Genomic DNA, 14,076 nt, shown 5'->3' with positions numbered 1-14,076 from the left:
CGCGGGCGTTTGGTGCGCGGGTGCTGCCGGGGCGCCGCCCCGGACCCCGCTCCTCAATCGCCGGAGGGGCTTATTCGTGCGGAGCCCCGGGTGTCACCGGCGTCCCCGCCGCGCCTCCCGCACCCGGCGCAGGCGGTTCACCGTCACCGGGTCGGCCTCCAGGGCCCGCCGGTCGTCCAGCAGGGCGTTCAGCAGTTGGTAGTAGCGGGTCGGGGAGATGCCGAGCTGTTCCCTGATCGCCCGCTCCTTCGCCCCCGGCCCCGCCCACGACTGCCGCTCGACCGCCAGGACCGCGCGGTCCCGCTCGGAGAGGCCGGCGGGAGGGGCGGGCTCGTCGGGGCCGTTCGGGGGGAGGGCGGTCATATCAGCCAATATATTGCGCGGGCCGCGGGCCGCTACTCCGCGTTCTCCGCGGCCGTCGACTCCTGCGCGATGTGCTGGAGCACGCTCTGCGGGTTCGCGCCCGGCTCCACCGCCTTGCCGATGTTCTGCTTGATCGACTCGCTGGCCTGCGCCCAGGACGTCTTACCGAAGGGGTAGAACTCGGCGTCCGGCAGCGCGGCCAGGAACTCGTGGAGCGGTTTGGACTTGGGGTCGTCCTCCATCGCGGCCGACGCGGTGTCGGTCACGGGCAGCAGGTCGTACTTGTCCGCGAACTCGATCACGTTCTTGTCGCTGAACATGAAGTCGAAGAACTTGCCCATCTCGACGCGGTGGCCGTTCTGCTTGAACCCCATGATCCAGTCGGCCACACCCATCGGCGCGCTGGTGGGGCCGTCGGCGCCGGGCAGCTGCACCATGCCGAAGTTCACGCCCCGCTTCTCGGCGTCCTCCATCAGGGTGGGGTGGCCGTTGAGCATGCCGACGTCGCCCTTGGCGAACGCCTCGAAGGCCTTGGCCCGGTCGAGCTTGCCGGGGGCCACGGGGCCGACGAGCCCCTTGTCGACGAGGTTCGACTTCAGCCAGTCGAACGTCTGGACGTTCTCGTCGGAGTCGATGTTGTACGAGCCCACGTCGTCGGTGTAGCCGCCGCCACCGCTGAGCAGCCACATCATGGTCTCGGCCTGGGCCTCCTCCTGGCCCAGCGGCAGCGCGAAGGGGTACTTCACCCCGCGCTGCTTGAGCGCCTCGGCGTCGTCGGCTATGTCGTCCCAGGTCCGCGGAGCCTTGAGGCCCGCCTGGGAGAAGAGGTCCTTGTTGTAGAAGAGCAGCCGGGTGCTGGCCACGAACGGCAGCCCGTACTGGATCCGGCTGACCCGGCCGGCCTCCGCGAGCTTCGGCAGGAAGTTGGCCTGGGTGGGGATGCTGAGCATCTGGTCGGCGGAGTAGAGCTTGCCGGCCTTGGCGTAGTCCGCGTACGCGCCGATCTGCGCGATGTCGGGGGCCTTTCCGTCCTTCACCATCTCGGCGACCTCGCGGTCGATGTCCGTCCAGGGAAGGACGGTCACGTCGACCTTGATGCCGGGGTGGGAGTCCTCGAAGCTGCGGGCGACCCCGTCCCAGTACGTCTGCGACTTGTTGGCCTCGCCGGTGCCGTAGTCGGCAGCGACCAGTTTCAGCGTGACGTCGTCAGAGCCGCCGGCGCCGCCGCAGCCCGCCAGTGTGGCCGTCATCCCCAGTGCGGCGACAGCCGCCGTCAGTCCCAAGTAACGCCGCTGCACAGCTCAGTCCGTCCTCGTCGATTGCGTCACCCGCGGCACCCACGTCGGCGTGGGGCCATCCGGATGAGCTGCGATCTTGCACCACCCCGGGACGGCAGGTCTATACCACCGAGGTATCGCTTTCGCAGCACAGCAGCATTGCACGGGACGTGGAGCGACTGCTAAGGAGGTCTCGGCCGGGCACGACCCGGCCGTCCACCCGAGCCTCCCCCGCCACCGCCCAGCCGCAAGGAGCCGTCCAGCATGTCCCGTACCGCATCAGAAATCGCCACCCAGCCCGGTTGCTGGCGTCGTGCCGCAGAGGCGGGCGCGGCCTTCGACGGGCTGCCGCGTCCGGGCGAGCGGGTCGCCGTGACCGGGTGCGGCACCTCCTGGTTCATGGCCATCGCCTACGCGGCGCTGCGGGAGGCGGCCGGGCAGGGCGAGACGGACGCGTACGCCTCGTCGGAGTTCCCCGCCGGGCGGACGTACGACCGGGTCGTGGCGATCACCCGTTCCGGTACGACGAGCGAGGTGCTGGCGCTCCTGGGCGAGCTGCGCGGGAAGACGGCCACCGTCGCACTGACCGCCGACCCGAAGACGCCGGTCATGGAGGCCGCCGACGCGGTGGCCGTCCTGGACTGGGCGGACGAGGAGTCGGTGGTCCAGACCCGGTTCGCCACCACCGCGCTCGCGTTCCTGCGGGCCGGCCTGGAGGCGGCGGGCCCGCTCCCGGCCGGCGTGAAGACGGTCGCCGAGGCGGCCGTCGACGCGGAGCTGGCGGTGACCGAGCCGCTGGACGAGACGGTGGTCGCGGCCGAGCAGTGGACGTTCCTGGGGCGCGGCTGGACCTACGGGCTCGCCCAGGAGGCCGGGCTGAAGATGCGCGAGGCGGCGGGCGCCTGGACCGAGTCGTACCCCGCGATGGAGTACCGCCACGGCCCGATCGCGATCACCGGGCCGAACCGGGTGGCCTGGGTCTTCGGCGCGCTGCCCGAGGGGCTCGCCGGTGAGGTCGCGGCGGTCGGCGGGACGCTGGTCGCCCACCGGTCGGCCGACCCGATGGCGGACCTGATCCGCGCGCAGCGGCTCGCGGTGGTCCTGGCGGAGTCGAAGGGATACGACCCGGACCACCCGCGCAACCTGTCGCGCAGCGTGATCCTGCCGGGATAGGGCCCTTGTCGGCAGGTTGTGGCCGGTTGCCGCCGGGTTGTGACCCGATTTTGTATGGATGCGCAACAAACAGCGATAGTGGACTAGACCTTTTGGGGTTCGTCGGGCGAAACTGTTTCCCGTGAAACACGTCATCGCCCTCGATGTGGGCGGCACCGGAATGAAGGCCGCACTGGTCGGGGCCGATGGCACCCTCCTCCACGAGGCGCGGCGCGCGACCGGCAGGGAGCGGGGACCCGACGCCGTCGTGGAGTCGGTCCTCGCCTTCGCCGCGGATCTGCGCGCGTACGGCCAGGAGCACCTCGGCGAGAGCGCCCTCGCGGCGGGTGTCGCCGTACCCGGCATCGTCGACGCCGGGAACGGGATCGCCGTCTACGCGGCGAACCTCGGCTGGCGCGACGTACCCATGCGCGGGCTCCTCGGCGAACGGCTCGGCGGCGTCCCCGTGGCCCTCGGCCACGACGTCAGGACCGGCGGGCTCGCCGAGGGCCGGATCGGCGCCGGCAAGGGCGCCGACCGCTTCCTGTTCGTACCGCTGGGCACCGGGATCGCCGGCGCCATCGGCATCGCCGGCACCATCGAGGCGGGCGCCCACGGCTACGCGGGCGAGATCGGCCACATCGTGATCCGGCCGGACGGCCCCGACTGCCCCTGCGGCCAGCGCGGCTGCCTGGAGACGCTGGCGTCCGCGGCCGCCGTGAGCCGGGCCTGGGCCGCCGCCTCCGGGGACGCGAAGGCCGACGCCGCCGACTGCGCCAAGGCCGTCGAATCGGGCGACCCCGAGGCGGTCGCGGTCTGGCGCGACGCCGTCGACGCGCTCGCCGCCGGACTGGTCACCGCGCTCACCCTGCTCGACCCCCGCACGCTCATCATCGGTGGCGGGCTCGCCGAGGCCGGGGAAACCTTGTTCACACCACTCCGTGCGGCCGTCGAGGAACGCGTCACGTTCCAGAAGCTGCCCCACATCGTCCCGGCGGCCCTCGGGGACACCGCCGGATGCCTGGGCGCAGGGCTGCTCGCCTGGGATCTACTCTCCACGGAGGTATCCGCCTGATGGCCGGACGCGCAGACAGCACCGTTCTCGCAGGTGCCCGGGTGGTACTCCCCACCGGAACCGTCGAGAACGGCCGGGTGATCGTCGAAGGCACCCGCATCGCCGGCAGCTCGGCCGAGGGCGCACCGACCGTCGACCTGTCCGGCCACTGGATCGTTCCCGGCTTCGTGGACATGCACAACCACGGCGGCGGCGGCGGCTCCTTCACCTCCGGCACCGTCGACGAGGTCCTGACCGGCGTCCGCACCCACCGCGAGCACGGGACCACGACCCTGGTCGCCTCCACCGTCACCGGCGAGATGGACTTCCTCGCCGAGCGCGCCGGCATCCTCTCGGAGCTGGTCGAGCAGGGCGACCTGGCCGGCATCCACTTCGAGGGCCCCTTCATCTCCCCGTGCCGCAAGGGCGCCCACAGCGAGGGCCTGCTGCGCCACCCGGACCCGGCCGAGGTCCGCAAGCTGATGGACGCGGCGCGCGGCACCGCGAAGATGTTCACGCTCGCCACCGAACTGCCCGGCGGCATCGACTCCGTACGGCTGCTCGCCGAGCACGGCGTCGTCGCCGCGATCGGGCACACGGACGCCACGTACGAGCAGACCGTCGAGGCCATCGACGCCGGCGCCACCGTCGCCACGCACCTCTACAACGCGATGCCGCCCTTCGGCCACCGCTCACCCGGCCCGATCGCCGCCCTCCTGGAGGACGAGCGGATCACCGTCGAGCTCATCAACGACGGCACGCACCTGCACCCGGCCGCCCTGGAACTCGCTTACCACCACGCGGGCGCGCACCGCGTCGCGCTGATCACCGACGCCATGGACGCGGCCGGTTTCGGCGACGGCCAGTACCAGCTGGGCCCGCTGGCCGTCGAGGTCAAGGACGGCGTCGCCCGGCTCGTCGAGGGCGGCTCCATCGCGGGCTCCACCCTCACCCTGGACACCGCTTTCCACCGGGCCGTCACCATCGACCGCATCCCCGTCGGCGACGTGGTGCAGTCCATCTCCGCCAACCCGGCCCGGCTCCTCGGTGTGTACGACCGGGTCGGCTCGCTGGAGCCCGGCAAGGACGCCGACCTCGTCGTCCTGGACGAGGACTTCCGGCTCAAGGGCGTCATGCGCAGGGGCGAGTGGATCATTCGGCCGCAGGCCGTCCCCTCCGCCTGACCGGGCTGCCCTCCGCGTAACGAAGAGACGGCGGTTGGTACCGACGTCTGGGCCGGCCGCCGTCTCTTTGACATGATCGCGAGACATGATCGCGAAGGAAACCAGCAGGGAAAGCGCGTACCGGAAAGAGACCCGCGCTCCACGGATCGAGAGGGGCCGAGGGTGATCCTCACGGTCACGCTGAACACGGCACTCGACCTGACGTACGGCGTACCGGCACTCGTCCCGCACTCCAGCCACCGCGTCACCGAGCTCTCCGAGCGCCCCGGCGGCAAGGGCGTCAACGTCGCTCGGGTCCTCGCCGCCCTCGGCCACGACAGCGTCGTCACCGGCTTCGCCGGAGGCACCACCGGAGCCGTACTGCGCGAGCACCTCGCCGCGCTCCCCGCCGGCCCCGCGACCGTCACCGACGCCCTCGTGCCCGTGGCCGGCGACACCCGCCGCACCCTGGCCGTCGTCGACCGCGCCACCGGGGACACCACACAGTTCAACGAACCCGGGCCGCACGTCACCGCCGACGAGTGGACCGCCTTCCTCGCCTCGTACGGCGAACTGCTCACCGCCGCCGACGCGGTCGCCCTGTGCGGCAGCCTGCCGCCCGGCATCCACGTGGGCGCCTACGCCGAACTGGTCCGCCTCGCCCGCGGCGCCGGCGCCCCCGTCCTCCTGGACACCAGCGGCGAACCGCTGCGTCGCGGCATCGCCGCCCGCCCCGACCTGATCAAGCCGAACGCCGACGAGCTCGCCCGGCTCACCGGCTCCCGCGAACCCCTGCGCGGCGCCCGCGACGCCCGCCGCCGCGGGGCACACGGGGTGGTCGCCTCGCTGGGCCCCGCCGGAATGCTGGCGGTCTCCCCCGCCGGCACCTGGCAGGCGTCCCCGCCCGCGCCCGTGAAGGGCAATCCGACCGGGGCGGGCGACTCCGCGGTGGCCGGGCTGCTGTCCGGGCTCGTGGAGGGCCTGGACTGGCCGGACCGGCTGCGACGGGCGGTGGCACTGTCGACGGCGACCGTGCTCTCCCCCACGGCCGGTGAGTTCGACCGTGCGGCGTACGAGGAGCTGCTGCCGCGCGTCGGTATCGAGGAACACGCAGACGCGGCCTGAACGCCGCGCCCCCACCGGACCCGCCCGCCGGGCCCGAGGAACCCAAGAGGTCAGCATGCCGCTCGTCAGCACCGGTGAACTCGTCTCCGCCGCCCAGGCCGAGGGACGCGGGATCGCCGCCTTCAACGTCATCACGCTGGAGCACGCCGAGGCCATCGCCGCCGGGGCCGAGCGCGCCGGCGCCCCCGCCATCCTCCAGATCTCCGAGAACGCCGTGAAGTTCCACGGCGGCCGGCTCGCCCCCATCGCCGCGGCGGCCGCCGCGGTCGCCCGCGCCTCCTCCGCCCCGCTCGCCCTCCACCTCGACCACGTCGAGTCCGTGGAACTGCTGCACCAGGCGCACGGGACGGGCTTCGGCTCGGTGATGTTCGACGCCTCCAAGCTGGGTTACGAGGAGAACGTCCGGGCCACCGCCGAAGCGGTCGCCTGGGGCCACGAGCGCGGGATCTGGATCGAGGCCGAGCTCGGCAAGGTCGGCGGCAAGGAGGGCGAGGCCCCGCTCGACGCCCACGCCCCCGGGGTGCGCACCGACCCGGCCGAGGCCGCCGCGTACGTCGCCGCCACCGGCGTCGACGCCCTGGCCGTGGCCGTCGGCTCCTCGCACGCCATGACCGAGCGCACCGCCGCCCTGGACCACGAGCTGATCGGCCGGCTCCGCGACGCCGTCCCCGTCCCGCTGGTGCTGCACGGCTCCAGCGGCGTCCCCGACGAGGAGATCCGCCAGGCGGTCGCGTCCTCCGGCATGGTCAAGATCAACGTCGGTACGGCACTGAACACCGCGTTCACCGGAGCCGTCCGCGCCCACCTGGCCGAGAACACGACGGGCGTGGACCCCCGCAAGTACATCGCCCCCGGCCGCGAGGCGATGACCGCGACCGTGGCCGGCTTCCTGGCCCTCATGGGCCGATGAACGCCCTGACGGGCCGCTGAACGCCACCGGCCCCCTCGCCGCGGGGCGAGGGGGCCGGAATGCCTGGGTGCCGGTCAGCGCGTCTGGTGACCGGCCTTCAGCGACAGCTGGTCCAGGTTGGCATCACACTGGTCGCCCTCGTTGCAGGAGATCATCAGGGTGTTCGGACCCTTGGTGAGGTTGACGTAGGCGTACGTCGTCGTCCACCCCTTCTCCAGATCGCCCTCGGGGGCCTTGGCGAAGTTCGTCATGTTGATGCCGCGCGGAGCCTCGGAGTTCACCGTGAGCGACGTCTTGGCATCCTTGCCCGGCACGCCGTACGTCACGAACAGCGTGTACTCGCCGGCCTCCGGCACCTCGACGGACCAGGTCGCGGACCTGCCCACCGCATTCAGGTTGATGTACTGCCCGTTGTTGCTCTTGGCACCCTTGACGGTGTTGTCGAGCCCCGCGTCACCGCCGAGCTTCAGCGACGCCGCGTCCTGCTTCGGGAGCTCGACGGGGGCCTCGGAGCTCTTGGACGCCTCCGGGGTCGGCGACTGCTCGACCTCACCGGCCGCGCCGGAGGAGGTCGTGGCCTCGTCCTTCTTCTTGTCGCCCTTGTCGTCGTCCGTCATCAGCGCGACACCGATGCCGATGAGCACGACCGCGACCACCGCGACCGCCCCGATCAGCAGGCCCTTGGTGTTCGGACCGCCCCGGCCGGGGCCGCCGTTCCCGCTGCCGCGGCCGCCCTGGTGCGGCACCTGCGCGGTGGGGGCACCACCGGGGTACGTCTCCGGGGCCGCGTACTGGGCGTTCGGCTGGCCGTACTGCCCGTTCGGCTGGCCGTAGGGCGCCTGGGGCTGCCCGTACGCCTGCTGTGGCGGCACTTGCCCGTACTGGCGCTCGCCGACGGTCCGCACCTGGTTGTACGAGGTCCGGGGCACGCCCGGCTGCGCGGCGGGACCCGGGTAGCCGTAGCCGCCCTGTCCCGGCGGCTGCGCGCCGGCTGCCTGCCCGTCCTCGTAGAGGTAGCCGAACGGATCGTCGTCCTCGGGTGTGCTCGCGCCGTTGTTCCCGGCCATCCCTGGGTCACTCCTCACCATGTCGCCAGCCGTCGCCGAATATCGTCAGCCGTCGCCGACCGGCCGAGCCTACCCCGAACGGACCACACCAAGAATTGCCGGAGGTGGGGACGCGCCGGGCCGCGCGTCCGCGGAACCACGTGCCGGCGAACGTCATCCGGCTCGGCGGTGAACCTTCGAACGGGACCGCTTCTCGACGTACATCCGCTGGTCGGCGGAGCGCAGCACCTCTTCGGCCGTCATGCCGCAGGCGGCCCAGCCGATCCCGAAACTCGCCCCCACCCGCACCGCCCGGCCGTCGACCCGAATGGGCGGAATGATGGCGTTACGCAGGCGTACGGCCAGGTCCGCGGCATCCGCGGCCCCGAGCCCGTCCGCGAGAACGACGAATTCGTCACCCCCGAGCCGGGCGACGGTGTCCCCGTCACGGACACACGTGGTGAGCCGCCGGGCGACCTCGATGAGAACCGCGTCACCCGTGTGATGGCCGAAGCGGTCGTTGATCGACTTGAAGCCGTCCAGGTCGCAGAAGAGGACCGCGAGCCCCTTCGCCCCGTCGTCCTTCCCCGTGTCCGGTGCGACGGAATGCACATGGTGGTCGTACGGGCCGACTCCCCGCCCGGCGTCGAACCCCTCGGCGGGGAAGCCGTGCGCGTGGGCGTCGTCCACGTCGCCGTACGCCGCGTCCAGCGCCTGCACGTCGGTGGACGCCACCGCGTGCGGGCGCTCGCACAGCCGGGCGCTGAGCCGGGCCCGCAGCTCGGCGCTGTTGGGCAGCCCGGTCAGGGCGTCGTGCGAGGCGCGGTGCGCGAGGTTCAGCTCGTGGCGCTTGCGCTCCTCTATGTCCTCGACGTGCGTGAGGAGGAAGCGCGGCCCGTCCGCGGTGTCCGCGACGACGGAGTTGCGCAGTGAGACCCACAGGTACGTGCCGTCCCGGCGGCCCAGCCGCAGCTCGGCACGGCCGCCCTCAGCGGAGGTCCGCAGCAGGGTGCCGATGTCCTCGGGGTGGACCAGATCGGCGAAGGAGTAGCGGCGCAGCACCGAGGCGGGGCGGCCCAGGAGCCGGCACAGGGCGTCGTTGGTGCGCAGCAGCCTGCCGTGCTGGTCGCCGCCCATCTCCGCGATGGCCATACCGCTGGGGGCGTACTCGAAGGCCTGGCGGAAGGATTCCTCGCTGGCCCGCAGCGCCTGCTGTTCCCGCTCCAGGCGGACCAGGGCGCGCTGCATGTTCGCCCGGAGCCTGGCATTACTGATCGCGATGGCCGACTGGGACGCGTACATCTGGAGTGCTTCACGGCCCCAGGCGCCGGGGCGGCGGCCGTTGCGGGGGCGGTCGACGGATATGACGCCGAGGAGGTCACTGCCACCGCCCGAGGCGTACATCGGGGCGTAGAGCCGGTCCTGCGGGTGCCACTCGTCCTCGAAGCGGGGCTCGGGGCCCTCGGTGTGCCACTGCGGGACGTCGTCGTCGAGGAGGACCCAGCCGTCGGTGTGGGGTATGAAGCGGAGCTCGTCCCATATCTCGCCCATGGCCAGCCGGCGCTCCCAGGAGGTGCGGGAGCCGACGCGGCCGGTGATCAACGCCTCGGCGGCGTTGTTGCCCGCGAAGGCGGCGACCACGAGATCGCCGTCGGGACGGACGAGGTTGACGCAGGCAAGCTCGTAGCCGAGACCGGCGACGATTCCGTCGGCAACGGTCTGCAGTGTGTCGGCCAGGCTCCGCGCCGTGTTGAGATCGGCCACGGCCTGATGCAGCTGCCGCATCGTCGCAAGACGGACGTACGGCTCCGACTCGGCCTCCATCGCTCGCACTCCCCGAGACCTCGACAGCACTCCAGATTTCATATCGACGCACTAGACGTACTTACTGCAGTGTCACGGCCACTGAATCACACTGAGCTGTGCACCCGGTACACAGGGTCAACAAATATTGCACTCTGTGACTCAAGTCACAACAGGTGATGAAGGGTCTCCAGTGCCACTCGCGAGCGGTCCGTCCTTTTCCCGAACGCAGAACGCAAAGCCCCCGTACCGGCCGCTCCCACCACCGGGCCACCGGACGGCAGGTCCTAGGACCTGACTGGTCCCCTGGCCCGATGCGGGGATCCACCGTACGCGGCTAGCGTTCCCGGTGTGTTGCAGACGAAGCCCCCCACCCCGCGTACCGAAGCCGTCCCCCATGCTGAGGGGGTGAGCAACGACGAGTTCCGCGGCGCCCTCGCCCGGCTGGCAGCCGGAGTGGTGCTGATCACCGCGCAGGAACCCCCGCTCGACGAGCACGGACGCGGCGAGGACGTGGGGATGACGGCGACCGCCTTCATGTCGGTGTCGCTCGACCCGCCGCTGGTCATGGTGAGCCTGCGCAACGACTCCCGGATGGACGACCTGCTGGCGGAACAGCCCCTGTGGGCCGTCTCCGTCCTGGCGGAGAGCCAGCGGCACATCGCGGGGCGGTTCGCCATGAAGGGCCGGATCAGCGACCGGCTGCTCTTCGAGGACATCCCCTATGTACGGGGGGACATCACCGGCGCCCCCCTGGTCGGGGGCGCGCTCGCCACGCTGGAGTGCCGCACCGAGCAGCGGATCACGGCGGGCGACCACACGCTGGTGATCGGCCGGGTGCTCGCCGCGCAGTTGCCGAGCGGGGACGGCGACCCGCTGACGTATTTCCGGGGGCGCTACCGGCAGCTGGGCTGAACCGGTCCGCCGACGCGCTTCCGTGGGCGCCCGGGCCGGGGCGCCCACGTGATTCCGGGGGCGGCCGGGCCGGGGCGGGCAGGCGCTACCAGTCGCGGCCGGAGCGGCCCCGCTTGGTGTCGCCGCGCTGCTTCTTCTCACGCAGCCTGCGTTCGTTGATCCCGCGCGGGATCTTGCGCTTGACGCGCGGCTTGGGAGGCGGTGCGGTGGCCTCGGCCAGCAGGGCCGTGAGGCGCACGACGGCCGTCTCGCGGTTGCGCCACTGCGAGCGGTGCTCCGAGGAGCGGACCGACACGACGCCGTTGACCAGCCGGCTCGCCAGCCGTTCCAGCGCGCGCTCCTTCCACACCTCGGGCAGCGACTCGGTCGCCGCGAGGTCGAAGCGCAGCTCCACCTGGGAGTCGCTGGTGTTGACGTGCTGCCCGCCGGGCCCGGAGGACCGCGAGAAACGCCACATGAGCTCGGCCTCCGGCAGGGAGACCGCACCGCGGATGAAATAGGGCCCGGACATGACACCCATGTTCCCCGCCCCGCGGGCGGTTCGTCACCTCCTTTTGGCGTACGCCTTCCTCCGTCCGCCCGCACCCCGTCATCAGTTCGGTAAAGAAAGTAAAGCCGCAAGGAACCTCACGGTCCCCTGCCTGCGTTATGAACTGTGACGGTAGCTTCGTGATGGCACGAAGCCCGCAACGACTGACGAAAGGGACTTCCCATGGCAGTAAGCCTGTCCAAGGGCGGCAACGTCTCCCTCACCAAGGAGGCCCCCGGCCTCACCGCCGTCACGGTCGGCCTCGGCTGGGACGTCCGTACCACCACCGGCACCGACTTCGACCTCGACGCGTCCGCGATCGCGGTCAACACCGCCGGGAAGGTCTTCTCCGACGGGCACTTCGTCTTCTTCAACAACAAGGCGACGCCGGACCAGACCATCGTGCACACCGGTGACAACGTCACGGGTGAGGGCGAGGGCGACGACGAGCAGATCAACGTCAACCTGGCGGGCCTGCCGGCCGACATCGACAAGATCGTCTTCCCGGTGTCGATCTACGACGCCGAGACCCGCAGCCAGAACTTCGGCCAGGTGCGCAACGCCTACATCCGCATCCTCAACCAGGCCGGCGGCGCCGAGATCGCGCGCTACGACCTGAGCGAGGACGCCGCCACCGAGACCGCCATGGTCTTCGGCGAGCTGTACCGCAACGGTGCCGAGTGGAAGTTCCGCGCCGTGGGCCAGGGTTACGCCTCGGGTCTGCGCGGCATCGCGCAGGACTTCGGCGTCACCCTCTGACGCTCCGGCACACCTGCTTCACGGGAGCCCCCGGCCGAACGTCCTGCGGCCGGGGGCTCCCGCATGTCCGCATACCACCGGACGCACCCAACGGGGCGTACGACACGCGACGTTGTCCTCTTGATGGAAGTCCGCCGGATAGCGGACATGGACGCATCGCAGTCGGACAAGAAACGGTCAAAGAATTGTGAGGTAATTGTTGGTACACCGTCAAAATCGATCATTCGGTGGCACGCTCTCCGCTCGTAACCCCCCACGGAACGAGCAACGGAGAACGCATGACCCCCCACATGAACACCCGTCGCGCCGCAGCCCTGGCCGCCGTGGCCGCGATGGTCGTCGTCGGAGTGCAGACCGGTGCGGCGAACGCCACCCCGGGTGCCTCGGACAACGGTTCCTCCGCCTCCCCCCGCACCGCCTCCCCCGCTTTCCACAGCGCCTCCGCACGCACGAGCGCCATCAAGTCGGCTCAGACCGAAGCCGCTTCGGCCGCCGGTTCGCTCGGGCTCGGCTCCCAGGAGAAGCTGATCGCCCGTGACGTGATCACGGACGCCCACGGCACGGTCCACACCCGCTACGAGCGCACCTACGCCGGGCTGCCCGTCCTCGGCGGCGACCTCGTCACCCACACCGCGAGCAGCGGCAAGCTCAAGAGCGTCACCAGGGCGACCACGGCGAAGATATCCGTGCCGTCCACGACGGCGAAGATCAAGACCGCGGCGAGCGCCCGCAAGGTCATCTGGGCCCGCGGCTCCGCGCCCGTCCTCGCCTTCGAGACCGTCAGGACCGGTGTGCAGAAGGACGGCACCCCGAGCCGCATGCACATCATCACGGACGCCACCACCGGCAAGAAGCTGCACAGCTACGAGGCGATCGAGACGGCCGGCGTCGGCAACAGCCAGTACAGCGGCAAGGTCGACCTCTCCACCACCGCCTCCGGTTCGGGCTTCGAGCTGACCGACGGCGACCGCGGCGGCCACAAGACGTACGACCTGAACCAGGGCGAGAGCGGCACCGGCGACCTCGTCACCGACGACGACGACACCTGGGGCGACGGCACCGGCAACGACCGCCAGACCGCCGCGGTCGACGCCCACTACGGCGCCGCCAAGACCTGGGACTTCTACAAGACGGTCCTCGGCCGCGACGGCATCGCCGGTAACGGCAAGGCCGCCTACTCCCGCGTCCACTACGGCGACGCGTACGTCAACGCGTTCTGGGACGACAGCTGCTTCTGCATGACGTACGGCGACGGCGCCGACAACAAGAGCGCCCTCACCGGCCTCGACGTCGCCGGCCACGAGATGAGCCACGGCCTGACCGCCGCCACCGCCAACCTCGACTACGCCGGGGAGTCCGGCGGCCTCAACGAGGCGACCAGCGACATCCTCGGCACCTCCGTGGAGTTCTTCGCCGACAACGCCACCGACGTCGGCGACTACCTCATCGGCGAGAAGATCGACATCAACGGCGACGGCACCCCGCTGCGTTACATGGACAAGCCCAGCAAGGACGGCGGCTCGGCCGACTACTGGGACAGCGGCGTCGGCGACCAGGACGTGCACTACTCGTCCGGCGTCGCCAACCACTTCTTCTACCTGCTGGCCGAGGGCAGCGGCGCGAAGACCATCAACGGCGTCGCCTACGACTCCCCGACCTCCGACGGCTCCACCGTCACCGGCATCGGCCGGGACAAGGCCGTCCAGATCTGGTACAAGGCCCTCTCCGAGTACATGACCTCGACCACCGACTACGCGGCCGCCCGCGTCGCGACCGAGAAGGCGGCGACCGACCTGTACGGGGCGGACAGCGCCGAACTCAAGGCCGTCGACGCCGCCTGGACCGGCGTCAACGTGAAGTAACACCAGCAGCGTCGCCCCGGGAGCCGGTCAGCCGTTCGCGGCGGGCCGGCTCCTGCCGTACGTCCTGAACCGTCCGCGACGTGATCCGTCCCCGCGCGGCCGGGAGCGACCGGCCACC

General features: G+C 71.3%; 13 protein-coding genes. 8 read left to right on the top strand and 5 right to left on the bottom strand.

Annotation, left to right across the window (positions count from 1 at the left end):
- Positions 1–93 precede the first annotated feature (93 nt).
- Positions 94–363, bottom strand: a complete 270-nt coding sequence (locus ACFYPA_RS15785) for a DUF3263 domain-containing protein (RefSeq protein WP_359085837.1) — start codon at positions 361–363, stop codon at positions 94–96.
- Positions 364–395: 32 nt separating this feature from the next.
- Positions 396–1,613, bottom strand: coding sequence for an extracellular solute-binding protein (locus tag ACFYPA_RS15780; RefSeq protein ID WP_359085879.1), 1,218 nt, complete (start codon positions 1,611–1,613; stop codon positions 396–398).
- 291 nt (positions 1,614–1,904) lie between these two features.
- Here ACFYPA_RS15780 and ACFYPA_RS15775 point away from each other — a divergent pair, with 291 nt between their 5' ends.
- From ACFYPA_RS15775 to ACFYPA_RS15755, 5 genes are all read left to right on the top strand, one after another.
- On the top strand, positions 1,905–2,813 hold the full coding sequence (locus ACFYPA_RS15775) for a sugar isomerase (RefSeq protein WP_359085836.1): 909 nt from the start codon (positions 1,905–1,907) through the stop codon (positions 2,811–2,813).
- Positions 2,814–2,934: 121 nt separating this feature from the next.
- Entirely contained in the window at positions 2,935–3,867 is a 933-nt protein-coding gene (locus tag ACFYPA_RS15770; RefSeq protein WP_359353925.1) for an ROK family protein, read from the top strand.
- Positions 3,867–5,030 (top strand): N-acetylglucosamine-6-phosphate deacetylase, encoded by a 1,164-nt coding sequence (gene nagA, locus ACFYPA_RS15765; RefSeq protein WP_359085834.1) that lies wholly within the window; start codon positions 3,867–3,869, stop codon positions 5,028–5,030. The genes ACFYPA_RS15770 and nagA overlap by 1 nt, the downstream gene beginning before the upstream one ends.
- A 162-nt stretch (positions 5,031–5,192) precedes the next feature.
- Complete coding sequence (locus ACFYPA_RS15760; RefSeq protein ID WP_359085833.1) at positions 5,193–6,134, top strand: 1-phosphofructokinase family hexose kinase; 942 nt, start codon at positions 5,193–5,195, stop codon at positions 6,132–6,134.
- Between the two features lie 55 nt (positions 6,135–6,189).
- Positions 6,190–7,044, top strand: coding sequence for a class II fructose-bisphosphate aldolase (locus ACFYPA_RS15755; protein WP_359316398.1), 855 nt, complete (start codon positions 6,190–6,192; stop codon positions 7,042–7,044).
- A 74-nt stretch (positions 7,045–7,118) separates the two neighbouring features.
- On the opposite strand, the gene ACFYPA_RS15750 is transcribed toward ACFYPA_RS15755, so the two are convergent.
- Together ACFYPA_RS15750 and cdgB are read right to left on the bottom strand one after the other, a co-directional pair.
- Positions 7,119–8,111 carry a carbohydrate-binding protein gene (locus tag ACFYPA_RS15750; protein ID WP_359316401.1) on the bottom strand — a complete coding sequence of 331 codons (993 nt, stop codon included), beginning with the start codon at positions 8,109–8,111 and terminating at the stop codon, positions 7,119–7,121.
- A gap of 153 nt (positions 8,112–8,264) precedes the next feature.
- Entirely contained in the window at positions 8,265–9,914 is a 1,650-nt protein-coding gene (cdgB, locus tag ACFYPA_RS15745; protein WP_359085830.1) for a diguanylate cyclase CdgB, read from the bottom strand.
- Positions 9,915–10,301: 387 nt separating this feature from the next.
- Between cdgB and ACFYPA_RS15740 the strand changes: the two genes are divergently transcribed.
- Positions 10,302–10,808, top strand: a complete 507-nt coding sequence (locus ACFYPA_RS15740) for a flavin reductase family protein (protein ID WP_359085829.1) — start codon at positions 10,302–10,304, stop codon at positions 10,806–10,808.
- Positions 10,809–10,893: 85 nt separating this feature from the next.
- Here the strand turns inward: ACFYPA_RS15740 and arfB are convergent, their stop codons facing one another.
- The gene (arfB, locus tag ACFYPA_RS15735; RefSeq protein WP_219571839.1) at positions 10,894–11,319 is read right to left on the bottom strand and encodes an alternative ribosome rescue aminoacyl-tRNA hydrolase ArfB; all 426 of its coding nucleotides are present in this window, start codon (positions 11,317–11,319) and stop codon (positions 10,894–10,896) included.
- Between the two features lie 201 nt (positions 11,320–11,520).
- Between arfB and ACFYPA_RS15730 the strand changes: the two genes are divergently transcribed.
- A complete protein-coding gene (locus ACFYPA_RS15730; RefSeq protein ID WP_207318258.1) occupies positions 11,521–12,096 on the top strand; it encodes a TerD family protein in 576 nt (191 codons plus the stop codon).
- Positions 12,097–12,374: 278 nt separating this feature from the next.
- Complete coding sequence (locus ACFYPA_RS15725) at positions 12,375–13,958, top strand: M4 family metallopeptidase (protein WP_389132203.1); 1,584 nt, start codon at positions 12,375–12,377, stop codon at positions 13,956–13,958.
- Positions 13,959–14,076 lie beyond the last annotated feature (118 nt).

Source organism: Streptomyces sp. NPDC005775 (genome assembly GCF_042871565.1).
In the GTDB taxonomy this organism is placed as follows: Bacteria; Actinomycetota; Actinomycetes; order Streptomycetales; family Streptomycetaceae; genus Streptomyces.
Note: the sequence above shows the minus strand (reverse complement) of the source record. Positions and strands in the feature narration are given on the sequence as shown.

Excerpts from the sequence above, each read along its gene's own strand:
- ACFYPA_RS15785 (WP_359085837.1), bottom strand. The coding sequence starts at position 363 with ATGACCGCCCTCCCCCCGAACGGCCCCGACGAGCCCGCCCCTCCCGCC.
- ACFYPA_RS15780 (WP_359085879.1), bottom strand. The coding sequence starts at position 1,613 with ATGACGGCCACACTGGCGGGCTGCGGCGGCGCCGGCGGCTCTGACGAC.
- ACFYPA_RS15775 (WP_359085836.1), top strand. The coding sequence starts at position 1,905 with ATGTCCCGTACCGCATCAGAAATCGCCACCCAGCCCGGTTGCTGGCGT.
- nagA (WP_359085834.1), top strand. The coding sequence starts at position 3,867 with ATGGCCGGACGCGCAGACAGCACCGTTCTCGCAGGTGCCCGGGTGGTA.
- ACFYPA_RS15755 (WP_359316398.1), top strand. The coding sequence starts at position 6,190 with ATGCCGCTCGTCAGCACCGGTGAACTCGTCTCCGCCGCCCAGGCCGAG.
- ACFYPA_RS15750 (WP_359316401.1), bottom strand. The coding sequence starts at position 8,111 with ATGGCCGGGAACAACGGCGCGAGCACACCCGAGGACGACGATCCGTTC.
- cdgB (WP_359085830.1), bottom strand. The coding sequence starts at position 9,914 with ATGGAGGCCGAGTCGGAGCCGTACGTCCGTCTTGCGACGATGCGGCAG.
- arfB (WP_219571839.1), bottom strand. The coding sequence starts at position 11,319 with ATGTCCGGGCCCTATTTCATCCGCGGTGCGGTCTCCCTGCCGGAGGCC.
- ACFYPA_RS15730 (WP_207318258.1), top strand. The coding sequence starts at position 11,521 with ATGGCAGTAAGCCTGTCCAAGGGCGGCAACGTCTCCCTCACCAAGGAG.
- ACFYPA_RS15725 (WP_389132203.1), top strand. The coding sequence starts at position 12,375 with ATGACCCCCCACATGAACACCCGTCGCGCCGCAGCCCTGGCCGCCGTG.